Origin of the sequence: Akkermansia sp. AE01SA01 (genome assembly GCF_036417395.1) — a bacterium.
Classification (GTDB): Bacteria; Verrucomicrobiota; Verrucomicrobiia; order Verrucomicrobiales; family Akkermansiaceae; genus Akkermansia.
Window position 1 is genome coordinate 2,836,365 of record NZ_CP143890.1, and the last position, 25,751, is coordinate 2,862,115.

22 protein-coding genes and 1 tRNA gene are annotated in these 25,751 nt (G+C 48.3%); 13 read left to right on the plus strand and 10 right to left on the minus strand.

The annotated features are described in order from the left end of the window. Positions 1–51 precede the first annotated feature (51 nt). Positions 52–468: a hypothetical protein gene (locus V3C19_RS11530; RefSeq protein ID WP_102733091.1), complete on the minus strand. Its 417-nt coding sequence runs from the start codon at positions 466–468 to the stop codon at positions 52–54. Positions 469–547: 79 nt separating this feature from the next. Then, the gene (locus V3C19_RS11535) at positions 548–787 is read right to left on the minus strand and encodes a helix-turn-helix transcriptional regulator (protein ID WP_102722130.1); all 240 of its coding nucleotides are present in this window, start codon (positions 785–787) and stop codon (positions 548–550) included. 128 nt (positions 788–915) lie between these two features. Here V3C19_RS11535 and V3C19_RS11540 point away from each other — a divergent pair, with 128 nt between their 5' ends. From V3C19_RS11540 to vsr, 3 genes are all read left to right on the plus strand, one after another. Further along, a complete protein-coding gene (locus tag V3C19_RS11540) occupies positions 916–3,909 on the plus strand; it encodes an autotransporter outer membrane beta-barrel domain-containing protein (protein ID WP_295934242.1) in 2,994 nt (997 codons plus the stop codon). A 1,032-nt stretch (positions 3,910–4,941) separates the two neighbouring features. Beyond that, on the plus strand, positions 4,942–5,229 hold the full coding sequence (locus tag V3C19_RS11545; protein WP_295934239.1) for a hypothetical protein: 288 nt from the start codon (positions 4,942–4,944) through the stop codon (positions 5,227–5,229). Positions 5,230–5,359: 130 nt separating this feature from the next. Continuing rightward, positions 5,360–5,776, plus strand: a complete 417-nt coding sequence (gene vsr, locus V3C19_RS11550) for a DNA mismatch endonuclease Vsr (RefSeq protein ID WP_102722140.1) — start codon at positions 5,360–5,362, stop codon at positions 5,774–5,776. Here vsr and V3C19_RS11555 read toward each other — a convergent pair. The 4 genes from V3C19_RS11555 to V3C19_RS11570 form a co-directional block, all read right to left on the minus strand. Continuing rightward, positions 5,770–6,732, minus strand: coding sequence for a restriction endonuclease PLD domain-containing protein (locus V3C19_RS11555; protein ID WP_102722139.1), 963 nt, complete (start codon positions 6,730–6,732; stop codon positions 5,770–5,772). The genes vsr and V3C19_RS11555 overlap by 7 nt on opposite strands. Continuing rightward, entirely contained in the window at positions 6,723–7,811 is a 1,089-nt protein-coding gene (gene dcm, locus V3C19_RS11560; RefSeq protein WP_102722138.1) for a DNA (cytosine-5-)-methyltransferase, read from the minus strand. The genes V3C19_RS11555 and dcm overlap by 10 nt, the downstream gene beginning before the upstream one ends. A gap of 132 nt (positions 7,812–7,943) precedes the next feature. After that, positions 7,944–8,033 (minus strand) — tRNA-Ser (locus V3C19_RS11565). A gap of 396 nt (positions 8,034–8,429) precedes the next feature. After that, positions 8,430–9,911 (minus strand): beta-N-acetylhexosaminidase, encoded by a 1,482-nt coding sequence (locus tag V3C19_RS11570; RefSeq protein WP_295934224.1) that lies wholly within the window; start codon positions 9,909–9,911, stop codon positions 8,430–8,432. Between the two features lie 139 nt (positions 9,912–10,050). Between V3C19_RS11570 and ruvB the strand changes: the two genes are divergently transcribed. The 3 genes from ruvB to V3C19_RS11585 all read left to right on the plus strand — a co-directional run bounded on the left by ruvB (position 10,051) and on the right by V3C19_RS11585 (position 13,375). Next, the gene (gene ruvB, locus V3C19_RS11575; protein WP_330937105.1) at positions 10,051–11,070 is read left to right on the plus strand and encodes a Holliday junction branch migration DNA helicase RuvB; all 1,020 of its coding nucleotides are present in this window, start codon (positions 10,051–10,053) and stop codon (positions 11,068–11,070) included. Positions 11,071–11,191: 121 nt separating this feature from the next. After that, positions 11,192–12,211: a beta-ketoacyl-ACP synthase III gene (locus V3C19_RS11580; RefSeq protein WP_275124780.1), complete on the plus strand. Its 1,020-nt coding sequence runs from the start codon at positions 11,192–11,194 to the stop codon at positions 12,209–12,211. A gap of 33 nt (positions 12,212–12,244) precedes the next feature. After that, positions 12,245–13,375 carry a sulfite reductase subunit alpha gene (locus tag V3C19_RS11585; protein ID WP_295934217.1) on the plus strand — a complete coding sequence of 377 codons (1,131 nt, stop codon included), beginning with the start codon at positions 12,245–12,247 and terminating at the stop codon, positions 13,373–13,375. A gap of 808 nt (positions 13,376–14,183) precedes the next feature. Here the strand turns inward: V3C19_RS11585 and V3C19_RS11590 are convergent. Further along, entirely contained in the window at positions 14,184–14,984 is an 801-nt protein-coding gene (locus V3C19_RS11590) for a glycosyltransferase family A protein (RefSeq protein WP_295934214.1), read from the minus strand. 415 nt (positions 14,985–15,399) lie between these two features. Between V3C19_RS11590 and V3C19_RS11595 the strand changes: the two genes are divergently transcribed. The 7 genes from V3C19_RS11595 to miaA all read left to right on the plus strand — a co-directional run bounded on the left by V3C19_RS11595 (position 15,400) and on the right by miaA (position 23,349). Then, a complete protein-coding gene (locus V3C19_RS11595; protein ID WP_295934211.1) occupies positions 15,400–16,392 on the plus strand; it encodes a glycosyltransferase family A protein in 993 nt (330 codons plus the stop codon). Positions 16,393–16,452: 60 nt separating this feature from the next. After that, the gene (locus tag V3C19_RS11600) at positions 16,453–17,400 is read left to right on the plus strand and encodes a glycosyltransferase family 8 protein (RefSeq protein ID WP_295934208.1); all 948 of its coding nucleotides are present in this window, start codon (positions 16,453–16,455) and stop codon (positions 17,398–17,400) included. 1,298 nt (positions 17,401–18,698) lie between these two features. Then, positions 18,699–19,919, plus strand: coding sequence for a glycosyltransferase family 4 protein (locus V3C19_RS11605; protein WP_295934205.1), 1,221 nt, complete (start codon positions 18,699–18,701; stop codon positions 19,917–19,919). Positions 19,920–20,282: 363 nt separating this feature from the next. After that, positions 20,283–21,092, plus strand: coding sequence for a glycosyltransferase family 4 protein (locus V3C19_RS11610; RefSeq protein ID WP_295934203.1), 810 nt, complete (start codon positions 20,283–20,285; stop codon positions 21,090–21,092). Continuing rightward, positions 21,092–21,682, plus strand: a complete 591-nt coding sequence (locus V3C19_RS11615; protein ID WP_295934200.1) for a DapH/DapD/GlmU-related protein — start codon at positions 21,092–21,094, stop codon at positions 21,680–21,682. Before V3C19_RS11610 ends, V3C19_RS11615 begins: the two co-directional genes overlap by 1 nt. A 73-nt stretch (positions 21,683–21,755) precedes the next feature. After that, positions 21,756–22,061 carry an acyltransferase family protein gene (locus V3C19_RS11620; protein ID WP_295934197.1) on the plus strand — a complete coding sequence of 102 codons (306 nt, stop codon included), beginning with the start codon at positions 21,756–21,758 and terminating at the stop codon, positions 22,059–22,061. A 364-nt stretch (positions 22,062–22,425) separates the two neighbouring features. After that, positions 22,426–23,349 (plus strand): tRNA (adenosine(37)-N6)-dimethylallyltransferase MiaA, encoded by a 924-nt coding sequence (gene miaA, locus V3C19_RS11625; protein WP_130083343.1) that lies wholly within the window; start codon positions 22,426–22,428, stop codon positions 23,347–23,349. Here miaA and V3C19_RS11630 read toward each other — a convergent pair. From V3C19_RS11630 to V3C19_RS11640, 3 genes are all read right to left on the minus strand, one after another. Continuing rightward, positions 23,344–23,823 (minus strand): hypothetical protein, encoded by a 480-nt coding sequence (locus V3C19_RS11630; RefSeq protein ID WP_295934194.1) that lies wholly within the window; start codon positions 23,821–23,823, stop codon positions 23,344–23,346. The genes miaA and V3C19_RS11630 overlap by 6 nt on opposite strands. Before the next feature lie 4 nt (positions 23,824–23,827). Further along, positions 23,828–25,114: a hypothetical protein gene (locus tag V3C19_RS11635; protein WP_330937106.1), complete on the minus strand. Its 1,287-nt coding sequence runs from the start codon at positions 25,112–25,114 to the stop codon at positions 23,828–23,830. Positions 25,115–25,496: 382 nt separating this feature from the next. Next, positions 25,497–25,685, minus strand: a complete 189-nt coding sequence (locus V3C19_RS11640) for a hypothetical protein (RefSeq protein ID WP_295932345.1) — start codon at positions 25,683–25,685, stop codon at positions 25,497–25,499. Between the last annotated feature and the right edge of the window lie 66 nt (positions 25,686–25,751).

The following is a 25,751-nucleotide window of genomic DNA, read 5'->3' on the forward strand; positions in this document are numbered from 1 at the left end:
TAAAACTCAATGATGGTCAATTATTTTTTGTCGTAAAATGAATCGGTTTTATTATCCGGCGATTCCCATTTTTGAAGCCGTAAAGGAGCAGGCCAACCAGAAGGAAATGGATAAGAACCAAATACCGATATTCTTCCAATTCAAGTCTCCTCCGTCAGCTCCTATGGCGTTTCCCCTACCCAGAAATTGATACAATCGGTATGCGTCTCCTATTTTGGTCAAACATCCCAACAGGAGGTAAAATACGATGCTTTTCAATGAACCAGCCTTGCCCGGTTTGTCATCCGCATACCGATGAGTGGATAGCGTGTTTCCCTGATGGTCGCAAATGAAGAGGGCGTTTCCTTTGAGTATGGAGACGACCTCAGAAGAGAATCCCAAGAGTTTTCCTTGTTGAGTGAACAGGATTTGTCCTTCAGGAGATATTACGCGGACATGTGTTCCTTGCTGGTATGCAACTCCGATCATGAATCCATCATGTCATGAACCACGGGATTCGTAAGCGATAAAATACAATGACTGTCAATTATTTTGCCGTAATGATCAGTTATTTCCCTGGCTTGATAGGAGGAATATCCTGACAGAAAAAAGCTACATCCCTATTCAGTTTTTCTGCGATTTCGCAGATGGTATAAAATGTGATGTTGCGCTCTCCCCTTTCAATGCTGCCGTAGTAGCTTCTATCCAAATTGGTAACATGCGCAAATCCTTCCTGAGAGAATCCCTGGGCTTTTCTCTCGTTTCTGATCCTTTCTCCTAATTCCTTGAGTACATTTTGCTTGGACATTTATTCATTATCGCAGAAATGAGAAATTTATGTCCACGGTCTAAAATACCTCTTTACAGTTGTGGAGATACGCGATATTCAAACGCTATCACCTACTAACCAAGGAGAATGAACAACCCACATCAATTATGAAGTTACACCTGCCTACAGTACTGCTGGCGGCCGTGCTTGCCTGCATCTCGCAACCGCTCATCGCTACGGAAACAATCAACCTAAATACCCATAACTGGGATCAGTATGTCGGAGATTATGGAAATCCAGGATCTCCTCAATTTGATAACGTCAACCTAAGCCTTGACGGCAATTGGTCTGTTAATCTTGATAAATTTTACGGTCCATGCTGGGGATCAACGGATGACGGTTCCTATATGTTGACAGGACAAGGTACTATGGATTTCAAAAATGATTCCTTTATTATATGTGGAGGATCTTCCGATTGGCCTGATTCATATAATCCCCCTACTGGTAACGCCAAATATACCATCAGTTCTGGTATCGTTTTAAAAAATGTATCATTAGACGCACAGTTAGGGGCACAAGTGAAATTCAATGGTTCCCTCGAAACGAGCAACAAAGAATCTCCCTGCTCATTTTTTGTTGATTCTACTGTTGATGGCCCTTTATCTATCATTGATTTGAGAAACGCGACGATTAAGGATAACGACTTTGTTAATTTGGAATTTTGTCGAGGAATTATTATCAAAGATCAATATACTGTATCAGCTAACCATGGACTTAAGATTTGGAATTATACTTCATCTCAAGGAAGTGGGATTCTACAGGGGAATCTCATTCTTTCGGATGGCGGTGAGATAGCTCTATTTACATATGGTGGTCACAAATATTCTAACATAACTATAACTGGAACTTTATCTATTACAGGGAATACAACAGTTGATTTCCACTCTGTTTCTTCTCCGGAAGATGGTTTCACTAGCCCCGAGACGGGGACAATTGTATTTTACTGTAAAGATATTACTGGTGAAACTAGCCTTTTGAAGATTACTGAAAGTTATCGTGGAACCACCACAGTTTCCCGGAACATTAGTGACAAGAAATTCGTATCCATTGCTCAAACTGATGGTCGCTATGCCCTAACGCTGGTTGACAACGGTTACAATCCAGGTCAACCGGAACAACCGGGAACCATTATTACCGACGGCAAAGCACCCGATACTCTTTCCAAGGATGTTGTCGTCTCTTTGAGTAATGGAGGAAACGTCGATGCGACGGAGGTTACCAGCGGACTCAACAATTCCTATGTCCATGGAATGGGAGGAAGCTTGGTGACCGGTGATTCACAAACATTTACCATGGCAGGATCAGACACCCTCGGATTCAGCATTGTTGGAGAAAATGGAAATGCAGGCGCAGACATTCAGGTCGGTCAGGTTGGAGGAAACATTACCGATGCCGCCATTGTTTTGACCGGAGGCAAATACGAATCCAAACAGGTCAATGTTCAGAGCGGTCTTCTGGAAATTGCTCAAAACACTGTGCTTGGAACGACTGATTCCATGCTGACCGTTGGAGTTTCCAATGGTTCAGGAAATACTGTCGCCGCTTCCGTCAACAACAGGGGAACAATCAACAATGATGTTACTATCAATTCAGGCGCATCCCTGGACAACAGGAATACCGTCAATGGAAATGTTCTGGTCAATGGATCATCCATTCTGAGCAACAATGGGACAGTAAAGGGAGAAGTGACAATTGCGGAAAACGGTTCTGTCAATGGCAGCGGTACATTCGCCTCGACCATTCTCCAATCCAACGCTCTGCTCTATGTCGGCAATAGTCCGGGATTCCAGCAGCACAATGATCTGACTTTGGATAATGGTTCAAGGCTTGGTTTCTACTTGGACGGGATTACTGCCGCTACCTTGGCGAACCATGGTTCAGGCACCTATTCCAATCTTTCCGTGACTAACATACTGAATTTGAATGGAACAGTGAATACCGAAGTAGAAGTTGGTCTTGGCATTTTGGCCGCAGGAACGGAAGCGTTTACTCTGGATCTTATCCAAACGGAAGGAACAGTTTCCGGGAACGGCGATTTTGTCCTTTCCCTGGATGATAAAAACCATCTACTGAAGGAAGGAAGCCTGCTCTGGAATGCGTCTACAGGGACATTGAGTTTTATTGGACAAGTGGACGAAGCTGTAGCTGCCGCTCTGGTCGGAAAGGACGGATCCAATATCGCCAATTCCTTGTGGTCGAGTACAAGCGTCGTCAAGAACTTCGGTCAAACGGCTGTTTCTCAATTCAAGGTCACCCAACCGGGAGATTCCAATGTATGGGTAAGCGGTTTGGGTGATTTCGTTACCATGAACTCCACCTCTCATGCAGACGGCTTCCAGTACAACGGAGGCGGGTATGCGACAGGGATTGACTACGCCTGGACGAAGAAATTCCGCGCCGGCATCACTTTTGGGCAGACATTCGGAACGTTCAAATCCGACGACAACCAGGCATCCGTCAAGCAGGACAGTATCATGACCGGCCTGTACGCCAATTATCTGGAATCCATCAATGATAATCAAAACCTGGGATTGAGCGGATATTTCGCCTATGGTTCCGTGGAAAACAAGGCAAACACCCTTGTCGGTAATTCCTCATACCTTCCCGGTCATGCAAAATGGAATGCCGATGTGTTCACATTTGGCCTTAAAGCCGATTGGAACATCAAAGTCACCAATAAGACCACATTGACGCCGTTCATTGGAATTGATTACGTCCATGGATCGCAGGAAAGCTTCACGGAAACATATTCCAACGGCAGCCGCCAATACAGGGACGGTAATATGCAGGTATGGAGTGTTCCGGTAGGCATCACGGTTAAAAAGGAAGTATCGGTCGGAGGAGGACAGCTTCTTCTTCCCGAACTGACAGTCGCCTATGTCGGTGATGTATCCAGAACAAATCCTTCGGTCAAATCCACCATTTACGGCATCGACAACAAGCACGAAGGAAGCAATCCTGGCCGAAGCGCCTTCATGATGAACGCCGGAACCAACTGGATCATCAACCAGAATTGGAGCGTAGGAGCGTTCTACACCTTGGAAGCCAGAAGCAGCCAGGTGAATCAATCCGCCTCACTTTCGGCAAGATACAGCTTCTAAATAGATAAATAACAGTCATCAAGGGATGGAATCAGCAATGGTTCCATCCTTTTTCATTTTTACACCTCTACTCTATTCCTACCATATAGGGTACGGCAAATGGCATGGTACCCCCGTCAAACCAAACACGCTCCCCCAATTGAAAGTCTATCCCTGTTTGGGCTCAGTCTATACAAAGGACTTTTCACATGGAGGGGGCACTTTCCCAAACACTTCAAAATTGTTTTTCGGAAAAATGGAGAACTTTTTCTCTATTAGGAAATGTATCAGGAATAAAAGGAGGAGAACCCATTTAGGCCCCCGCCTGGCAAAAATATTTTTGAGACCATTTTTCAGATTCACGCACGTTTCGCCAGTTTGAAGTCCTTATAAGCAATATTGACAAATTACTTCATCACGTCGAACCCAATCGCTTACAACCGCCTGAAATCACGGCATCATTCCTCCATGAAGATTTTATACGAAGCAGTTTTCAAAAAAATATTTTCCCCCGATCCTATGCATCTTGCTCCATCACATAAACCAAGAGATAGAAGGGTTATAGGTAAATTAATTCTAAATTGATTTCTACGGAAATTATTTTAGAAAGTAGGATAAACCCAAGGTAACAGGGCAAAAAATCCTCACAAACAATTCTGGAAACATTCAGAATAAGATAACAAGTTTACTGAAATAGCCATCAATTTCTGATATCCCAATTACCTAACCTGGAGTCTCTGACTGTCTGATACAATGGGGATATGGGAGGAGTAAAAGAAGGAATAAAATGAGTTTTCACATTCGCTAATATATCATAATGAGTAAGTTGTAAAAAATATAGTCTCATACAATGTATATAAAAGTATATGGGAGAGTTCAAACGTATACCTCAGTGTACCATGTATTTGTTTCAGAAGAAAATGCTTTCTGAATTCACAAGTAAATGGGAACAAATAAGTTATGAGAAAAACGGTCTCATACAATGTATAAGTAAAGAGGAAGAGAGAGATTTGCCCCAGTATACCTGTAGTTTGATTCCCTGAAAACATTACCATGGTCAATGTGTTTTGTACGAAGCTGTTTTCAAAAAAATCATTGGAAACAATTAATTCTGAAATGATTTCTATGGAAATAGTTCAGAATATTAGATCAATTAGAATAATAAGAAAAGGAGGAAATCTGAACGTATTTAGAGTTGTAATAACAATGGTACAGCCGAATATGGACAACGATTCAGAAGAAGATAATCCTGATTGGGATAAATTTTGGAGCTATGATCCTAGTCCAGAAGATCCTCATGAATTTGGAGAGTGTATGGAGGACTGGTACGACTATGATTGAAGAAAGGAACAGAAAGAAATTGATCGTAGGAAGAAAAAGGAAGAATGGGAAAGGTGGTTTACTACAATTGGGGATAAGGTTCCGCAGAATACAGGATTGTAATTACATGTAAATTTGTTATTGAGGCCTTATGGATGTTTTTTCTCCAGAGAAGCGAAGCCAAGTGATGTCCCGGATCAGAAGCAAGGACACCAAGCCTGAGAAAATTATCCGGTCAATTCTCCACAAACTAGGTTTTAGGTTCCGCATCAACCGTAAAGATCTTCCTGGCAAACCGGATATCGTACTACCAAAATACAAAACAGTCATTTTTGTGCATGGCTGCTTCTGGCATCAGCATGAAGGCTGTAAATATGCGGTAATGCCCAAAAGTAACACTAATTACTGGAAACCAAAGCTTACTAAAAATGTGGATAGAGACAAATTGAATGTAAAGAGATTAAATGAAATAGGTTGGAATGTATTAACGATATGGGAATGTCAAATTCCAACGATAACTAAATCCCCTCAAATTATAGAAGGAAAAATTAAAAAAGAAATTTATTGATTATCTGAAAAATTTATCCCTCTTTCATATTCCATATAATACTCTTCTTCATCAATTTTTGTGAATTTGACATATCTGCTACCAAATTTATCTAAGTCTTCCAATTCTACTTTTGTTCCTAATTCTAGTCCTAATTTATTTCTAAAATATTCACCAAATTCACTGTTATTGTACGTCGTTTCAATAGCTTTACCTTCATCTTGTGCGACAACACACACAAAAGGAAAGCCATCATTTGTTAATACAGAAAATGGTTGTCCTCTATCGGGAAAGAAATTTCTTAATTCTTTTGGTATATGAATATAAGCTTGATTGGGATTTCTACCCTCACGTTGTCCCCAGTTCAAACCCGCTCTATTGTGCATTTTCCCAGTTTTTTCAGAGAATAGAGGAAGGTATACGCTCTCTTTAGAAGGATATAATTGCGATTTATTGGGGTCATCAGCAGAAAAAAATGGAGCATTCACCGCTACATATTCTTCTGCTTCATCACAATGACAATAGAGAGAATGATGCAATAGGGATTGATAATATTCCAAAGCTTCAGTTGAATTGCATTCTATCCCTAATTCCCTCTGGTTTTTTAAAAATCCAGTGACTGTATAATTAGCTGTTGAAAGAAACGCCTTTACAGGGCGGTTGTCTTTTCTCCATACATAAAGTTTCGAGTGAACTGCAGGATATTGGCTGCTTATATATGAACAATTAAAATCTATTTCCTTATGTAATTTAATAAAATTCCTATGATGAATCTCTGAAACACCATATATAGGAGTCATTCCAACAAGAAGCTCAATTGCAATTTCTTTTCCTAACTTTTTACGTATACTAGAAATTTGATATTCAACCATCGCAGAGGTAGCAAAACCTGAAACAATAATCAGACTATCTGCCTCATTTGCTGGCCTTACTAACACCTCATCAAACAATTCGTTTTTATTTACAATCATTTCCATGGAATATTAGAATCTATAAATTGATAGGGTTCTCCCAGAATTGATTTTAATAATGCCTCGAATATTACCTTAACCCCTTGAGGAGGCACTGCCATACCTATTTGTTTTCGAACACTTTCTTTAGATCCCCGAAATACAAAATCATCAGGAAATGTCTGAAGTCTAGCTCTTTCTCTATTTGTTAGAGCTCTATTTTCCGAATAATGATAAACATGGGTTCCTCCTCCACCGCTCCCTGTTATAGTATAGGCTGGCTCATTGGCTTTTAGTCGCTTGTATATTTGACTAATTTTTGCGCCTTTCACATTTAATTGAAGATGAACAGGTATTTTAGCAGTAAATGCATTCTCTCCTTCTCTAATGTATTTAAGTCTTTCTATCACAATAGCTGATTGAACTGTCTGCTCATTATTCGCTACGTCGCTAGGTATATTTGCTAGTGCTTTTTTTACGGAAATATCTATTTGAGAAAAAGGAGCTGGAGATGGTATATTAAATTTTATATCAACATCATTTCTTATTCCTACAATAATAATACGATGGCGTTTTTGAGGAACTCCATATTCTTCAAAATGATAAAGATTTGGAAATAATTTGTAACCTTTTCCTGAGTTTTTAAATGCATCGAGAATGTACGAAAAAGCTTTCCCATCATTTGCACTTCTTAATCCACTGACGTTTTCTGCAATAAAATATTTAGGATTAAAAATATTTAATGCAGCTACGCAATATTCGTACAAAGCCCCAAAAGAGCCATGCATGCCTTTCTGCTCTCCCACAGTACTAAAATCATTACAAGGAAATCCAAATGTTAAGCAATCAATAACTCCGTATTTTAACAAACTTTGAAATTCTAATTTACGGATATCTTCACAAATAATCTTACGAGGCTTTAAATTTTCATTATATGTGGCACATGCATCTTTATCATAGTCTGTTGCCCATAAATGTTCAATTTCTATACCAGGAACACAAGCTAATTTAGCAGCTTCTCCAATGCCTCCAGCTCCACAAAAGAGTTCCGCTAACTTGAGCTTTTGTGAAGAAGAAAATTTGAACAAGTCTAGTTGCGAAAGCATGGGCCAACTGTACTAGGAGACGAAATGGAGTTCAAGGTTAAAGGAGCATCATTTTCCCCCATTTCTTCCCCATATCTCTGCTAACAAAAACCTCAATATACTCATAACGAATATATTGCGGTGGAAAATTGATGGCGGACAGGGAGGGATTCGAACCCTCGGTACTGTTTCCAGTACACACACTTTCCAGGCGTGCTCATTCGACCACTCTGACACCTGCCCGTTGATAGATTGTGTTAGATAGGAAAGCGGGGGTAATGTAACGGTAGAAGAGAGACTTGGCAATCTTTTTTTCACTCGCAAGACGTTTTCCTGTTTTCCACAGGCTCTTTTTACATTTCCAGCCGTTACTTGAAAAGGGGGAAGATGGTAGTATTGGAGAGATCCTAAAGGGAAGGTGGTAAAGGCAGGGTCAAGGCCATGGCCTGAACCATAAGAGAATCTATGTATGCTATCCAAAAAGCAGGCCTCCGTTATCCACAGAGGCCTGCCATAGAGCAAAGGAGAGTTTTCTCACGCATACTCCTCTTCTTCTAGAAAGGCACAGAATATTCTCTTATTTCCATGTTTACGCTCTTAGCCTTATGAAGAAGGCTTCTGCTTTTGCCAATCCGGTCCTTATTTCTTCTCCGGGCGTTCGAGGCTGATACCCCATTTATCCTGCATGAATTTTTTGTGGAATTCCAGTTTGTCCTTGAAGCGGTTCAGGTTTTTTATCTCCTTGGGGGACCATGCGGTTTCCACAAGGGCCAGGGCGCGCGGGTAAGCCTGGTAGAAGACGCGTTCGATGTCCGGCAGACGTTCCGCCCACAGGCAACAGTCTACGCCGCGCACTCGTTCCGTTTCCTTGGGGGAGAGGCCTGCTAGAGGGTCAAAGGAATACACGTTTTCCAGCGTGTTGACGGGCATCCAGCCCGTGTCCGGCTGGCCGGAAGGCCAGTCGCCGGGAAGCTGGGGATAGTCAAAGTAGCATTTCCCGTTGGGGGCGCAGATAACGTCCACTTTGTCGCCCGTGGTGTTGGCTACCGTTTTAGGCGTGTGGCCGCCTCTCCACGTGGTGACGATTACTCCGTCCGGATATTTGCCCATGGGTTCATACCAGAAGACGGCCGTTTTCCCGCGGCTTTTCAGCATTTTGGCGCACCGGGTGAAGAATTCCACCATTTCCTTTTGAGCGGCGGCTTTTTTGTTTTCTTCACGGATACCGGCTTTTTCGCGGAAGTCGGCGCATTTGGGGCACTTCATCCAGTTGTCCTCCGGGGCTTCATCCCCGCCCAGATGCACGTATTGGGACGGGAAGATGTCTTTGAGTTCATTGAAGACGGCGTTATAGAATTTCCAGACGTCCGGGTTGCCGGGGCATACCAGCGTGTGGGAAATACCCGCATTCGTGCGCACTTCCAGCTTGGGGTTTGGGAAACAGAGAAATTCCGGATAGGCGGTGCAAAGGGCCTGGTTGTGACCGGGCACGTCTATTTCCGGGATGATTTCAATGTTCCGGGCAGCCGCGTATTTTACCAGGTCTTTTAGCTGTTCCTTGGTGTACATGCCTCCATGGGGAGTTTTGTTGCCAAAGGTTTCCTTACGCTTGGAGGCCACGCTTTCCAGCTTGGGGTACCCGGGCACCGGGAGGCGCCAGCCCTGGTCATCCGTGAGGTGGAAATGGAGCTTGTTGAATTTGTAGAAGGACATCACATCAATGAATTTTTTGACGTCCTCCACCGGCACGAAGTGGCGCGCGGTGTCCATCATCATGCTGCGCCAGCCAAACCGGGGCTTGTCTTCAATGACACCACAGGGTATGCCGCCGTCCTTGTCCTGGGCCTGGAGCTGTTCCAGCGTGTTTTTGGCGTAAAAGAGGCCCGCGCGGTCGCCTGCCTGAATTTCCACGCCCTGCGGCTTGATGGTGATTTTGTATCCCTCCGGCCCCAGGGCCTTGTTGGCGGCCTGCTTGAGGATTTTGGGGGATTTACAGACGCCGGAGGAAGTGCTGATTTCGACCGGTTCCGGGATGATTTGATAGGGACGGGATTCCACGTCGCCGGCGGCAAAAACGCTGCCGCCCATCGCCAGCAAAAGAGGTAGGATACGCCATTTCATTGCGCGCGATTGTGACGGAACCGCATTGCCTCCGCAATCAAAAAAGACCATAGGGTTCCGGCATGTCCCGGAAAAGACGTTTCCCGCCCGCACTTCCATCTTGACGGATGCCTCAAAGACGGGTTTGCTAGTCCTGCGCATGGGAGAGTCCTTTTACACACGCACCACGGAGACACCCCCCTCCGCCTTTGATTTGTCCCTCAGGCCGCCCGCCTTCAGCGAGTTCCGCGGGCAGGAGAAGATCAAGGACCGCCTGATGCTGATGGTGGAAGCCGCCAAACAGCGCGACGACGTGCTGGACCACATTCTGCTGAGCGGCCCTCCGGGCCTGGGGAAGACGACGCTTGCCAATATTATCGCGAATGCCGTTGGCTGCCGCATCCATACGACGTCCGGCCCCCAAATTGAGAAGGCGGGGGACCTGGCCGGCGTGCTGACCAATCTGGAAAAGGGAGACATTCTTTTTATTGACGAGATCCACCGCCTGCACCCGGCCATTGAGGAGTATCTGTACCCGGCCATGGAGGATTTCCGGCTGGATATTATTATCGACCAGGGGCCGAACGCCCGTTCCATCCAGTTGAATCTTCCCAAGTTCACCCTGGTGGGGGCGACCACCCGCGCCGGCATGCTGACCAGCCCTCTTCGTTCCCGGTTCGGCCTGGTAAACAGGCTGGATTATTACACGCAGGAGGATCTGTGCGCCATCATCGAACGTTCCGCCGGGCTACTGAACGTTCCCGTGGAACCGGCCGGCGCGTTCCAGATCGCCCTGCGTTCCCGCGGCACCCCCCGCGTGGCCAATTCCCTGCTGCGCTGGGTGCGGGACTTCGCGCAGGTGCGCGGCAACGGCATCATCACGGAGCAGCTGGCTCATGACGCTCTGACGATGATCGAGATTGACGACGACGGCCTGGACGAGATGGACAAGCGTCTGCTGGAGGCCATGATTTACAAGTTCAACGGCGGTCCCGTGGGCCTTTCCTCCCTGGCCGTGGCCGTGGGGGAAGACGCCTCCACTCTGGAGGACGTGCACGAGCCTTTCCTGATTATGCAGGGGTACATCAGCCGCACTCCCAGGGGACGCGTGGCGATGCCCTCCGCCTATCTCAAGATGGGCGCCACTCCGCCCGCCAACGGCCAGGGATGGCTGTTGTAGAACACCCCTTTACGGCATGGCAGGAGTCCTGCGTTTTGTGCTGGTCATGGGGCTTCCTTTCTTTTAGACTGTTTCCACATTAAACGTCAGGACGTTTTCTGTTCATCATACGCCTAAAGCTATGGCCGCAAATTCTGAAATCGCTTTTAAAAGACTGCCCGTCAAGATCATCGGCACGGGTTCCTATGTTCCGGAACGCCGCCTGACCAATGCGGATCTGGAGAAGATGGTGGACACTTCCCATGAATGGATCATCGAACGTACGGGCATCGTGGAGCGCCGCATCGCCGCCCCTGACGAGTATACTTCCCACATGGGGACAAAGGCCGCCCAGCGCGCTCTGGAGTCCTGCGGTCTCCAGCCGGAAGATATTGACCTGATCATCGTTTCCACCATTACGCCGGACACGTTCACGCCCGCCACCTCCTGCTACATTCAGGATGCCCTGGGGGCCAGGAATGCCGCCGCCTTTGATATTTCCGCCGCCTGCTCCGGTTTCCTGTTCGCCATGAAGACGGCCGTACAGTACCTGGGCACCGGCCAGATGAAGACGGCGCTCATCATTGCCGCGGAAAAGCTTTCCACTGTCGTCAACTGGGAGGACCGCACCACCTGCGTCCTGTTCGGGGACGGCGCCGGCGCAGCCGTGCTCCAGGCCGCCACGGGGGAAGAAGGGGAAGGCTCCATCCTGGCCACGGATATCGGCACGGACGGTTCCCTGCATGACCTGCTCCAGATTCCCGGCGGCGGTTCCCGCTGCCCCACCACGGCGGAAAACGCCCATGAACGCCTGGCTACCCTCGCCATGCGCGGGAAGGAAACCTTCCGCCAGGCAGTTCCCCGCATGAAAGATTCCGCCGCCAGTGTGATTGAACGCGCCGGCCTGACTTCCGACGAGATCAAACTGATCATTCCGCACCAGGCCAACCTCCGCATCATCAATGCCGTGGCCCAACGCCTCTCCATTCCGGAAGAAAAAGTATTCATCAATATTGAAAAATACGGCAACACTTCCGCCGCCGCCGTAGCCATCGCCTTTGACGAGGCGCGCCGCTCCGGCAGATTCGGCAAGGGGGACAACGTCGTCCTGGTTACCTTTGGGGCAGGACTGACATGGGCCGCCGCCGCCATCCGCTGGTAATCTCCTTTATTCATCCAGACTTTATTCTCACACATGACTACCGAACCATACGGCAAGAAGAATCCGTTTCCCGCACCCGTACTTTCCGTCAAGCACCTCACCGCGGAAGACAGCCCCAAAGAGACCATCCACATTGAATACAGCCTGGACGGCTCCGGCCTGGAATACATCGCTGGAGACGCTCTGGCCGTTATTCCCGCCAACGATCCCGCCCTGGCGGACGCGCTGATTGAAAAGCTCGGCTTCTGCCCATGCTCCGCCGTCTCTACTCCGAACGGCGAAAGCACCGATCTGCGCGAGGCTCTGATCCACCATTACGACATCACGAACGTCAACAAGGCCCTGCTGACCAAATGGGCGGCGGCCTCCGGCAGCCAGGAACTGGAAACGCTTCTGGCCGGGGACAAGGAAACCCTCAGCAATTTCCTGTGGGGTCGCGACGTGCTGGACCTGGCCATGGAATATCCCGCTTCCTTTGAATCCGCGGAAGCTTTCGTCGGCATGCTGAAGAAGATCATGCCCCGCCTGTATTCCATCGCTTCCAGTCCGAACGCCCATCCGGAAGAAGTGCATCTGTGCGTAGGCGCCGTGCGCTATACGGCGCGTGACCGCAAGCGCGGCGGCGTCTGCTCCACCTACATGGCGGACCGCCTCCAGCCGGGACATACGGCCAGGGTATTCGTGCATACCAACAAGAATTTCCGCCTGCCGGAAGACGGGGATACCCCCATCATTATGGTTGGCCCCGGCACCGGCATCGCCCCTTTCCGGGCATTCTGGGAGGAACGCACCGCCTCCGGCGCCAAGGGCGGCAACTGGCTGTTCTTCGGAAATCCGTACAGAGCCACTGATTTCTGTTATGAAGACGAGCTGAACCGGCTGACCGGCACCGGCAAATTGAAATTGTCCGTGGCCTGGTCCCGCGACCAGGAGAAGAAGGTGTACGTACAGCACCTCATGGTCCAGGAAGGTGAAGAGCTCTGGAAATGGCTGGAAAACGGCGCCTGTTTCTACGTCTGCGGAGACGCTGCCCGCATGGCGAAGGATGTGGATGCCGCCCTTCATGAAGTGATCCAGACCTGGGGCCATAAAACTCCGGAGGAAGCCGCGGAATACGTGGCGGACATGAAGCAGCACCACAGATACCAACGCGACGTATATTAATCCGGGATACCTTCCTTCTTTTTTACCGTGCCTTTCCATCGCCAGTGGAAAGGCACTTTTTTTCCCGGGATGAATTTTTGTCGCCTCTCCTCGGGAATAAGTCCTAACTAATAATTATCAAGAACCGTAGCCTTCCAGCCCCGTCCACTTGTATGAACAGAACGCCAATTCACTGAAGGAACCACAAGAACTTGTTTTTCCGCCTTCAACAGATTGTCAGATGTAATTTTCATCCTACAGAAAATGCGCGGCATCAATTCCCATCCCTCCGGCAAACGCCACAACTGGCCTTTCAGGGAAATAAGGCGTCAAGTCTGTTCATGCATGGCAGAACCGACCCTCCGTACATGGATTGGCTCTCACTCCCTTTCCCAACGCGCCATTACCCTTTTCCTCATTCACTGCCCAGTAAGGAATATCCTCTCCACATTTCATGTTTCCTGTTCCACTATAGCCACATGATAGGAGACCTCTTATCTCCTGCCGCCGTTCTGTATAAACAGATGCAGCAATTAGAGTAAATCCCTTTTTCAGGTACTTTCTACCTCCCCTGCCGGATTCTATCAAGCTTTGCAAACAGAGTTTTTCACCCTTCTGAGTTTAAAGAAGAAGACCATGCAGAGTAAATACAGACGTTGCGGCAAACAATGAACCACACCCATCCATCCCGGCTCTCTTAACACCCATCTCCGGCGAAGGGAATAGTTCCACTAATTCCGCTGTTGATCAATGCGGCTTATCACCTTTCTTCTCTCCTCCATTTCGGCAAGCAATTCTTCCCGGGAACGGAAAACCGGAGAGCGGCCCTTCAGCAATTCCCTGCACAGTTCCAGACCCGCCTCTTTGCTTTTTTCAATTGGCTCTGCATCAACAGGTCTTTTCTTTCAAAAGCTGCGGCCGTATGCATGTCGGCAAACCGGGACGCGCTGTTGATGGCCCAAATGTTTTTAACGGCGAACCGGTAATAGTACAGGGAGGTGTCCGGCAATTCATAGATGTTCCCCTGCAGCCATGCATGGAACCCCATCAGGTCGTCTTCAAAACTGGCTGTCATCGGCAACGCTCTCCCCCATTCGCAGGCACTTTTCCTGATCATCATGCTTCCTCCGTAATGAGCAGCGGAAGAAAAAGTTCCCTGTTGAAGCGCGACAGCCGGAACCGCCTGCGGAGCAACGGGGAAGACCGGAAATTCAAACGCAACGCCGGGTTCCTCGTGTACGCAGGTCATCTGGCTGACGACAGCCACGGCATCCGGATGCTCTGTCACCACTCGGGCGAAAACACTGCACCTCCAGGGGAAAGAGCAGTCATCCCAGTCCTGCCGCAGAATCCATTCATGGGAGGCCAGCTCCACTGCCTGCCGTATATGCGGCCCGCGCCCCAGAGAGAGGTCATTCCGATTCAATACTAACCGGTACGGCCCCCGATATTGCGCCGCCATTTCTTGCATGACGGCAAAGGTTCCATCGGAAGAACCGTCATCCGACAAGATGATTTCAATCGGCCCCTCATAATCCTGTTCGAATACACTCCTGATGTCTCTGATGCAGTATTCCTCATTATGCCCAGTCAGAATAATGCTGATGGAGGGGAGTTCCGAAGGATTCATGAACAGGAACGGCCCAGAAAAGAAAACGAGAATCCCAGAGTGAACAAGGATCCATGCTGTTTATTAATAAGGTGTTCCTTTCATAGCAGATTCTCAAATCCGCCTTTATTTTTTTATGAATCTTTTATTTAAAGCAGGTTATAAAACAAAATAAATTTATTGAAAATATCCTTTCTTTGTTTTTAAAAGCAGGAGCTATTCCCTTTAAAGGATTCTTTAAAAAATATTTGAATTGACGACGGATTGAGAATCCGTTATGGTCAACCTGTTCATGCGTGCAATGAACAAGAGAAAGGGCAGGATGAATTCCATTCCTCTTCCGTTTACTGGCCATGATTACTGCAGAATCGGTGGAGAATTTCCTTCATATCCGGATTCCCATCCAATTTTCAAAGCTGTTCATCGTTCTTCCTAAATGCAGAACCCGTTTTTCAGCGTCATCATTCCAGCCTACAATCTGGAAAAGTATATCGCTACCGCCCTTCAGTCTGTACTGGCTCAAACATTCCGGGATTTTGAAATTATCATCGTGAATGATGGATCCACAGATGAGACCGTTTCTATTATCCAGTCTTTCCACGATCCCAGAATTCACCTGTTTTCCCAACCCAATAGAGGCGTCTCGCAAGCGCGAAATATAGGAATGAGAAAAGCCAGGGGCGCTTATTTTGCCTTTCTAGACGGTGACGATTACTGGTATCCCGAGCATTTGGAGCTAGCGAATGATTTTTTCAATCTTCATCCAGAAATATTAGTTTATTCCAATCGCCATATGCTGGATGAGCTGGCAAACGTTCCGCCCCGCCCTTCACCTTATCCCGCATTCATTCGGAGGCTGGGGGTAAGAGGATTGTTATTCATGAACTCCAGTAATGTGGTTCTGAGTTCGTCTCTTGCGTCCCGGCTTCCGCCCTGGGAGGCAGACATGCCCTATGGAGAAGACGGACTGTACTGGACAAGATGCATGAGGCAAACAAGCCTGATAGGGCTGGGAGGAACCGTTACTTCCATTTATCGGCAAAGGGCTCATTCCGTCATGCATGATGCAACCTATCAACATGTTCCCCTTTATGAACTCATTACTCCCCTTCTGGATGAACTTGAAGCCATGGAAAAACCGACATGGCAATTTGCCGTTCATTTCCTGATCCTCAGGGAGCTGCATCCCAACAGATTGTTGTTTCTTAACGAAGAGGAAAGAGATCCTCTGATGGGCAGAATCAGGCAATTCATGCATCCTTTCCTAAACCGACCATATTTTGACGCTTATATGCGAGCCTGTTTCACAAGGGAGAGAATGGAACAATCGCTTTCTGCACTTATGGATAGAACTATTTCCCTATGCAGATGGCTGGATCTTCTGGAGAGGATGGGACGATTCATATTCCGTCGCAATGGGGACCAATAGCTCGGAGGGCAAGCAAGTATTAATTCCTTTGACTGCAATAATCCATGTTCTTTCTTTAACATGAACATCGTATATGCCACAGACGATAATGGGGCGCTGGGAACGGGCGTAAGTATCGTTTCCCTCATGGAAAATTTACCGCCCGGGACTCATGCCGACATTTACATCATGACAGACGGTTTGAGCGAGGACAACAGGGTCCGTTTCAATTCCCTGCAACAGACCTACTGCATTAGTTTGCACTTCATAGACATGAAGGATAAATACAAGGATTTTCCCGTTGGCTCCAAATGGTCGACGGCAACATACTACCGCCTTAGTCTCGCGGAGGAACTTCCCGCCACGGTAGAACGGGCTCTGTATGTAGATATTGACATCATTTTCAACCGGGATGTCAGCCCTATGTATGAATCCGAGTTTGGAGATTGCCTCATTGCCGGTGTTTTCACCACGGAACATTTATCTGAGAAATTTTTCGCACGCTGGAAACAGGAAATGAATATGGACAGGGATTCCATTTATATCAATGCGGGCGTCATTCTTTACCACATTAAGAAAATACGTGAGGAACGCTTTGAAGACCAAGTGTTATCTTACGCAAAAAACAATATCCATCGCCTCTCCTGGCAAGATCAGGATATTTTGAATGTATGCTACCAGAAACGTATCTTGCTACTCCATCCCATGTGGAATATCTGTGACGGAGCCATTTGGGCGATTCTCTGGGAAGGCGTAAAAAGCTTTGATCATAATCCCCTAAAACCGGAAGATCTGCTGGAAGCTGCCTCCCGACCGGGAATTATTCATTATTGGGGTCACCCCAAACCTTGGCAGCCCAACAGTCTTCGTCATGACAAGGGATTGTTCTACAAGTATTGGAAAAAATCCCCGTGGAAGAATAAGATCAAAGATTTCCGGAAGAACAACGATTACCTCTGGCTGTTTATTTGCAGAATGAGATGCCTCCTGGGAAAAGGTAAACGGCTTTTACAAGGCACGCGCCAGTAAGATTGCGGGAGTTCTCTCGTATTTCCTGTCAACCGAAGGATTTACAGCCACCATCCTGCATTACGGAATGCTGGTTCCTGCCATTTTTCTTTTGCCAGGCCATCCGCATTCTCTTTCATCCTGGCGCTCCCCACTCCCGGGAATTTCCCTCCTCAGATTTTCCTGCCATGAATAACATGGAAAGCACCGCATTATTCATATGACAAGCTCTATTTCAGTTTCGACATAATCGTTTGCATATCCGCCCCTGTTATGCGCATCCTGTCTACTGGTGCCCTTATAATCATCCCGGGATGAATTGCAGATACCTTCTAACCCATATAGCCAATCATTGCACCGAGCGCGGCTGACGCCTGCATGACAAGTTACTACATACGGCAAGGGCTATCCGGACAGTTCCGCCTCCTGCCTGATTCGCAGCACGGATTAGGGACGCGACGTTGGCAGCAGTACATATGAGCGCTTGTTCCCCACATTACTTTCCTTCCATGGCGATGGCTACCCGGTAGCCGACAGACCATTCCTGCGTCATGAACCGATGGGAGGTGTTCGTTAACGGCACCTATGCCATGCCGATGACATCCCTGTTTTGCGGCTCCGGCCATAGGGCTGTATTTGTTTCAACTGTAAAAAGTTACCGCAGTAAGCTGCCATCTGCAGAGATACAAAGACATATACCAGAAACGGCGTAACTTGAAACTGGAAGAAGCTCCCCAACCGATGGGCGAACAGCTGTTTGGTGTATTTAATAACTTCAGGATATTTTCTGAATAATTCTTTTCCCAAAGCCACATCAGCTTTCAGCCAAGGATATACCTGATTGATTTTCCAATTCAAAATAAAGGAATAAATTGAGGAACCCCAGCAAACTCATCAGGGTTCCCGTCAAACCGACAAACTCAGCGCCCAGGCAGTCCAGGAATATTTTTCTTGAAAAAAAGATATGATAAGAATCAGAACATAAAAAATGAGGTTTACCCGTGCACTCAACAGGCTTTTTTTACTCGGGATTCTTCCATATCATATCATTCATTTCATAAATTTTATCTTCCCTTTAGAAGAAGATAAAAACACAGACGTCAATTTATACTCGTCTTCGTTGGCCCGGTTTGTAAATACAAACAGAATATAGCCAGTAACACAGCCGGGAAAAGCGGCATCAATCTAGCACAGTGTTCCTCTTCATCAATATCTTTTTATAAAACCATATGGCACAAGCCTTCGCTCCGGAAGCTGTCCCGGCACGGTTTCATAAAGTATTCTTGTTTTATTCATCCCTTCCATCTACATTACCGCCCATGAGCAAGGGCCGGATTCTCATCGCTGCATATGTTTTTCCTCCCGGGGAAGGGGGCGTGGGCATGGCGGCCCATGAGATGGCCAGCAGCATGGGTGCTCTGGACTGGAACGTCCACGTTATCACCCGCCCACAAAATCCCTCGAATAGCTCTTCCTGCGCCAAATGCTGTCCCCTTACCACTCTACCGGATTCCCTGACGAAGAACAGTGCCCATTTAAGGGAATATTTGAGCGTTTTTCTGAAAAATCTTCAGCCGGATTTTATTATCTACCATTCCTGGTCCAACTGGTGCCGGGAAGAGTTGCTGGCGTGCGCGCAGGATGCGGGCATTCCTTTCTTCCTTCGCTCTCATGGAACGGCTTCCAATTTTCTCTCCTATTTTCATTTAAACTACCCTCCTTTTTTCGGGATGAAAAAATGGCTCTGTTCCTTTTTAAAAATACGCAGGGACATCCTTAATATCCTCCGGAAATCTCCGTTAAACCATCTTGTTTTCCTTGATCCCTACGGAACTCTTTTCAAGAGTTTCGATTATTACTACGCCTCCAGGCGGCAACTCTCCAATTATGTCAGCATTCCCAATACATTTCCGGCCCTGAAGCAGACTGCTCCTTTCTTCCGGGAAAAATACGGGCTCCCCTCCGGCCCCATTTTCACCTGTCCCGCCAGCGCCTGCAGTAGAAAACGGCAGCTCCTCTTCATACGCCATGTAAAGCAAACCAAACTGCAGAACATTGTTTTTCTTTTCCTCGTCCCGGAACGGAATTCATACGCGGAGAAAATGGAGCAGCTCATCGGGGATGATCCCAGATTCAGGATCCTCTACGGCCTTCCCCGGCCGGAGGTGGAAGCCGCCATTATAGAAAGCACAGCCGTTTTCCTTTACTCCTTTCAGGAGCAGCAACCCCTGTGCATTCTCGAAGCGATGTCGTGCGGCGTTCCATGGTTCACGCCGAATGTGGGCGCTGTTTCCACCCTAAATGGGGGCATCGTCCTGAAAAAAGCATCTCCCGCCACGGTGAAAAAAGTCGTGGAGTCCCTGACGGACGAAAAAATCCGGGAGCAACTGGGGCAGGAGGGGAGCCGGACATGGCAGACCCGTTACGCGCCCGGCGTGGTATATGGGCAGTGGGAGGAATTACTTCTTTCCTCCGTTCAGCCGGAAGAAAAAACTTTCCTGCATCCTCCTCTGTTCCCGAATCATTCCCCTGCACCCTAAATCCGTCTCAACCTCGTTTTTGAAGCCATGCCTCCCGAACGCCTTCGCCCCGTATTAGCCATAGCAGCCGACCTTCCGCTCGGACGGCTATTGGCTCCCTTTCGCGACAAGGATCAGCGTACAATTCCCTGGCTTTTTGCCCTCTTCCATGCCTTGGAATACCAGAAAGATTTTGATATCCATTGGATTACACTCAGTAAAGATGTTTCTACCGGGGAGACTATCCACACGCACAACCAAACTATCCACATCCTTCCCCTGGGCAGTATGGGCAAAAATATCCTTACAGCCCATTTTCTAACGGTTCGGAGGATACGCAAAACCCTGAACGGCATACGGCCGGATCTCCTGCACATATGGGGCGTGGAACAGGCTTACGCGATGGCGGGAAGAACCTTCCGGGGAAAGAAGCTCCTTTCCTACCAAGGCGCCCTTACCGCTTATTGCCAGCGCGCGCCGCAGGCTTTTCTCCTGCATATGCAGGCGTTCTGGGAACGATTGGCCGTCAGGCATTATGACCTGATTACATGTGAATCTCCCTGGGCGTGCGACCGCGTTGCGGAGATTGCTCCCCATGCCCGACTTTCCTGCATGGAATACGGCGTGGAGCCCTCCTTCTACCATCTTGCCAGAAGACCTTCTTCAACACCCTCCTGCTTCTTTGCCGGAACTATTTATGAATTGAAGGGCATCTCCTACCTGGTGGAGGCTTTCTCGCATCCGGATCTTGCGCATATCCAGCTATTCATTGCAGGCAGAGGCGCTCTCAGAGAACGTCTGGAAGCCCAATCTACGCCTAATATCCACTGGCTGGGCAGCATTTCCCGCCCAGAACTCCAACAGCATCTCTCCACAGCGTGGTTCCTGGCGCATCCCACCCTGGCGGACTGTTGTCCCAACATCGTGAAGGAGGCAAGAGTCATGGGTCTCCCGGTAATTACCACGGCGGAAGGGGGGCAGGTCCAATATGTCAAAGATGGAATATCGGGCTACATCATCCCTGTCCGCGACAGCGGAGCCATCAGGGAAGCCGCACTGAAACTTTCCAAAGACCTGGATACGGCCCTTTCCATGGGAATGGAGGAACATCAGGAATGCCGCCGTCTGCTTGACGCAGAGCAAACAGCAGCTGATTGCCTCTCACGTTATCACACCATGCTGCATTTACGCTGATGAAATTATTCCTTATCCATCTGCTCTCCGGAATAGGATGCCTGCTCCTCAAACTCCGGGGAGTGCGTACCGGAGCGGGCGTCATCCTGACCGGACTGCCGCGGATCAAAAAATTTCCGGGAGCTTCCATCACCATCGGCAACGGCGTCACCATCCACTCCATGGCACGGATGAATCCGGTTCTTTCCCATCATGCCTGCCTGGCGGCTCTTTCACATGAAGCCCGCATTACTCTGGAAGACGGCTGCGGCGTCAGCGGAGCCACTCTGGTCTGCGTCAACGGCATCCACATAGGGCGCCACACCTTGATAGGCGCAGACACGCTGATTCTGGACAACGACATGCACTATCCCCGGAGCGGCGCCAGCTGGGGCAGCACGTGGGGAAATCCCGGGCAGGGAAAGCCCATTCACATCGGAGAAGGCTGCTTCATCGGAGCCAGGGCCATTATTCTGAAAGGCGTCACCATCGGTCCCGGAGCCGTGGTCGCCGCGGGAGCCGTCGTCACCAGAGACGTTCCCCCCGGCTGTCTCGCCATCGGCAATCCCGCAAAGAACAAACCTCTTCCCGAACGCCTCAAACATCCTTGAGAAACACCGGGTGCCATCTACCCTTGAACATTTCTCTTGCCTGCCTCAGGACTGCCAAAAGGCAGATTCTGTCATGACATCTCAAATTCCTCAAACAAATCTTTCTGATAAAAACGCATCATCCCAAGAACATTGGATTGACATATCCAGATTTCTTGCAGCATGCCTGATTGCATGTGTCCATACGCCGATTTTTTCTTTCGCCAGCATGTTCCAGCTGCCGGTGTTCAATGGCTGGGTGGCATTCTTCCTGATTTTGGCAGCCTATTTCATGGGTCGAAATAATTCCTGGAAAAAAGCGTTCAAACGGCGTTATACGCTGCTCATCCCCTTTCTTTTCTGGAATAGAACATCTCTTTCCTCCCTCCAGGAGTCATGAATATGAGAGGACAAAAAAGTCTGGGTTGGCCGACTCTTCTAAGAAATATGTCCATCGTTAAAAAACAAGGAAATTTACAGCCCTGAAACAACCGTCATCATTATCATTCCACTGCTTATTACCAAAAAGGATCGCGCACAGAAATATTCAAAAAATGCTGTTCAAACAGGATTTTGAAAAAATGTCCGTATTCCTCCCCTCTATTTCTTACTTCCGGGAAAGGATACCAACCTTTACACTTAGGGCGCCCTGCATCTCAACGCCCTGAAATATGAAGCCATCTCGTCTTCACTTTACCCTTTTCTTCAACAGCTTTTAGGTATCTCACGGAAACAACAAGCACTATCCGCCATTGCTCCATGTTATGATTGAAACTTTTCCCCCCAACAAAATAGCGTTTCCCATGACCTTGTTCCTGGCAGGTCCCACCGGGTCGGGAAAATCCGCCGTGGCTGTGGAACTGGCGGAAATGCTGGGAGCAGAGATCGTCAGTTCAGACGCCTATCAGGTCTACCGGGAACTTCCCATCCTGACGGCGGCTCCTTCCCCGGAAGATCGGGCGCGCATTCTCCACCACATGGTTTCCATCATTCCAGTCCAAATGCCCTGGGACGCCACGGAACACTACCACCGCGCCATGCGGTGCGTGAAGGATATTCATTCCCGCGGAAAAACGGCCATCATTACGGGCGGTTCCGGCCTGTACTTCAAATTCCTTTCTCACGGCCTGTCGGAAGCGCCACCGGGGAATGCCGCCCTCCGCGCCTCTTTTGCGAACTATTCCACGGAAGAATTGTACGCCAGGCTGGCTTCCCTGGACCCGGAAGGTGCAGTCCTGACCAATTCCTCCAACCGGCGGTATGTGGAACGCAATCTGGAAATTGTCCTTGCCGGAGGAAAACCCCTCTCCTTCTGGAAACGGAACTGGCTGAAGCCGCCTCGGGGGCCTGGCTGGGCCATCACCAGGGAGGTTCCGGAACTGGACAGCAGAATCGCTCTCCGCGCCGCGCGCATGATGCAAGAGGGAGCCGTGGAAGAAATAGCCACCCTGGGGCCCTGCTCCGCCACGGCGGAACGGACCCTGGGTCTAGCATTAATACGCAGCATGCTTCGCGGGGAGATTACTCGTGAAATCTGCCAAGCGAAACTGGCTCTTGCCACCCGGCAATACGCCAAACGCCAGCGCACCTGGTTGAAACGGGAACAATGGCTCCGGGAATTGCCGGCCGATCAAAATTCTACCGCACGGCAGCTTGCAAAACGCATCATGCAGGATCTGAAGTCATGATTTTTCGCCGTGTAGCAGTAGCTTTTTCCGTCCAGCCACTTCAATTCCATTTTTCATGCCACTGTTACCGAACCCGGTAAAATGCTTGAAAAACGCCACGGCGGTATCAGCATCAATCGCGAACTTCGGATAATGTGCGGATGTAAACATGCGGCGTCCGCCTCCGGCATTAACCGCTTCCACCGTCAGGACTACGACTTCTGCAATATTCGAGGAATCCTGAAAATCTTCCTCTTCCAAGGCAGGAGCATCATGCAAACACGCCCACACCTGTCTGGCCTGCCAGTCATCCGACAAAACGCACAGGACAGACACTACTCCCGCAAACGCCTCCAGATAATTGGAGGGTATTTCTTTTTGCGTATAGCGGTCCGTGCGGGTGTACCCCTCCGCATCCCGGTACACGGCGGTCATCGTAAACTCCTCCCACACTCCGGGCCGGGGAAACTGAATTTGTAATTGTCTTTCACTCATAACTCTAACTGGCCTGAATCAAACTGCACCACTCTCCCACAACAGTCCCTCCATAATATCGGGGAGCATGGACTCCCATAGCCGCATGCCATCCTGTCTTTGCCAGAGACAATCTATTATTGGATAACGCCCCAAGATAGGAATCCCCTTCAAACATCTCCGGCAAAACCTTGTAGGAAACAAGACGGCCAACCTTCTTATCAAAACCAACCAGCCACACCCCGGAAAACTCACTCGTCATGGACAAGGCCACACCCCGCAACGCAAGACTGTCAGGAACTGTAGAACCATGCTCGGTATTGACGACACTGGCGGAATCACGATCCCACCGGAACATGCGGACAAACACGCTGCACTGAGCATTGGCCGGACGGCCAATCTGAACATCAACCCAATACCTCATATAATCCGCGGGCGTGACAAACGGATCTCCATCCAGGCTCGCGTAATCCGCATTGAAAGCAACATTGCCGATGGCGATGGAATCGAAACACCGTCCAAACCCCAAACCGCAGGACATCGGAAAATAGCAACTCGTCAAGCCGTCGTAAGAGGTATTATGATAGTCAGGACTGATCCAGGAAAACTCGGCCGTGGCTACTGTCCATGCCGGCATATTATCTCTGTTGGCAGCCCACCAAAAACGGTCCAGAAGCACGCCAAAGGGAACAGGGTCGGGAGACTTGAAATAAGTCCTCAACGGAGAAAACTCCATCTCCTGAAGAAGCTGCACCTCGCGGAATCTGGCCGCCTGCGTATCCATGGATGGCGCTACGGGAATATTAATGCCCCCGTTGGCGTTCACAGTGCTGGAAAACGTACCTCCCTGGGCTGTCAAATTCTTCAGAACAGCATCCTCACCGTTTTTAATACCGCCGTCTTGGGCAGACAATCCCAAAACGGCGCCCTTAAAAGTCTGCGTTACAAGGGCATTCTCATCGGAGACCTCTACGGTTTCCGTAGGAGCGGTAAAACAGAATTGTCCGGCAGCAGTTATTTCCAGTATGGTGAGAGACCTCTTTCCGTCATTGAGAATGGCTTTCACGGTACAGCCAGTTGTACAAGTAAGGGCATAATGCGCCCCCGGTATGGTGTTTATTTTCATCGAACGGATTTCAAAGTAACCAATGCGGCACTTCATCCATTCTGCCACGTGCTGGAGTATAAACGGTAACCGTATATTCTCTCCATAATAAGGAAAACTGCAAAGGAGTAAAACAAGCAGCAAAAAAATAAAAAACGCCTTTTTGGCGGAAACAAATAGAACATCAATCTTATAACTGAATGCCATGGAAACAAATATGGTCACCAGCTCCAGCAGAAAGACCAGCCAAAATCATTTGAACAATAAAAAGGTCACTCCATAGATCAGATCAACGGCCCTTTTTGATCAAATAAATCCCTGCATGGCATCAATCCTTCCATCCATTGTCCATAATACCGCAAATAATCATATCACAACTTGTTGAAATTCAAAAAATTAATTAAAAAATAACATGACAGCAACGCATAAAGTATCCAGAACGCTATGCATACGCCTCCACCTAATTTATTCAGCCACATGGTAAAAGCATTTAAAGTCAATTAATAATAAGACGGATCGAAAACAGCCCGGACAGCACCATGATCAAAAAAGGCAGTTTCTCAAAAAAACAGTCTTTCCATAAATCGTATCAGTCGCCTAAATCGCAATCAGACAAAAAAATCATAAATTCAAATCTTTCCAGACGGTTATCTTCCCATACGGAGGACTTCACCTCCTGAAACACTGGATCCGCCCGCCACATCCCTTCCTTCTGACCAATGGGAAAGCCTTTCCCATCATGTAATGATGCCACTTTTTCCTTGGCTTGCCGGGCCATATTTGATTTACAGGAGTTGGCGCAGCGAATCTCGCAAACGGAGACAGGGAGCGTCGGCATCAATTT

Excerpts from the sequence above, each read along its gene's own strand:
- V3C19_RS11530 (WP_102733091.1), bottom strand. The coding sequence starts at position 468 with ATGATCGGAGTTGCATACCAGCAAGGAACACATGTCCGCGTAATATCT.
- V3C19_RS11535 (WP_102722130.1), bottom strand. The coding sequence starts at position 787 with ATGTCCAAGCAAAATGTACTCAAGGAATTAGGAGAAAGGATCAGAAAC.
- V3C19_RS11540 (WP_295934242.1), top strand. The coding sequence starts at position 916 with ATGAAGTTACACCTGCCTACAGTACTGCTGGCGGCCGTGCTTGCCTGC.
- V3C19_RS11545 (WP_295934239.1), top strand. The coding sequence starts at position 4,942 with ATGGTCAATGTGTTTTGTACGAAGCTGTTTTCAAAAAAATCATTGGAA.
- vsr (WP_102722140.1), top strand. The coding sequence starts at position 5,360 with ATGGATGTTTTTTCTCCAGAGAAGCGAAGCCAAGTGATGTCCCGGATC.
- V3C19_RS11555 (WP_102722139.1), bottom strand. The coding sequence starts at position 6,732 with ATGGAAATGATTGTAAATAAAAACGAATTGTTTGATGAGGTGTTAGTA.
- dcm (WP_102722138.1), bottom strand. The coding sequence starts at position 7,811 with ATGCTTTCGCAACTAGACTTGTTCAAATTTTCTTCTTCACAAAAGCTC.
- V3C19_RS11570 (WP_295934224.1), bottom strand. The coding sequence starts at position 9,911 with ATGAAATGGCGTATCCTACCTCTTTTGCTGGCGATGGGCGGCAGCGTT.
- ruvB (WP_330937105.1), top strand. The coding sequence starts at position 10,051 with ATGGGAGAGTCCTTTTACACACGCACCACGGAGACACCCCCCTCCGCC.
- V3C19_RS11580 (WP_275124780.1), top strand. The coding sequence starts at position 11,192 with ATGGCCGCAAATTCTGAAATCGCTTTTAAAAGACTGCCCGTCAAGATC.
- V3C19_RS11585 (WP_295934217.1), top strand. The coding sequence starts at position 12,245 with ATGACTACCGAACCATACGGCAAGAAGAATCCGTTTCCCGCACCCGTA.
- V3C19_RS11590 (WP_295934214.1), bottom strand. The coding sequence starts at position 14,984 with ATGAATCCTTCGGAACTCCCCTCCATCAGCATTATTCTGACTGGGCAT.
- V3C19_RS11595 (WP_295934211.1), top strand. The coding sequence starts at position 15,400 with ATGCAGAACCCGTTTTTCAGCGTCATCATTCCAGCCTACAATCTGGAA.
- V3C19_RS11600 (WP_295934208.1), top strand. The coding sequence starts at position 16,453 with ATGAACATCGTATATGCCACAGACGATAATGGGGCGCTGGGAACGGGC.
- V3C19_RS11605 (WP_295934205.1), top strand. The coding sequence starts at position 18,699 with ATGAGCAAGGGCCGGATTCTCATCGCTGCATATGTTTTTCCTCCCGGG.
- V3C19_RS11615 (WP_295934200.1), top strand. The coding sequence starts at position 21,092 with ATGAAATTATTCCTTATCCATCTGCTCTCCGGAATAGGATGCCTGCTC.
- V3C19_RS11620 (WP_295934197.1), top strand. The coding sequence starts at position 21,756 with ATGACATCTCAAATTCCTCAAACAAATCTTTCTGATAAAAACGCATCA.
- miaA (WP_130083343.1), top strand. The coding sequence starts at position 22,426 with ATGATTGAAACTTTTCCCCCCAACAAAATAGCGTTTCCCATGACCTTG.
- V3C19_RS11630 (WP_295934194.1), bottom strand. The coding sequence starts at position 23,823 with ATGAGTGAAAGACAATTACAAATTCAGTTTCCCCGGCCCGGAGTGTGG.
- V3C19_RS11635 (WP_330937106.1), bottom strand. The coding sequence starts at position 25,114 with ATGGCATTCAGTTATAAGATTGATGTTCTATTTGTTTCCGCCAAAAAG.
- V3C19_RS11640 (WP_295932345.1), bottom strand. The coding sequence starts at position 25,685 with ATGGCCCGGCAAGCCAAGGAAAAAGTGGCATCATTACATGATGGGAAA.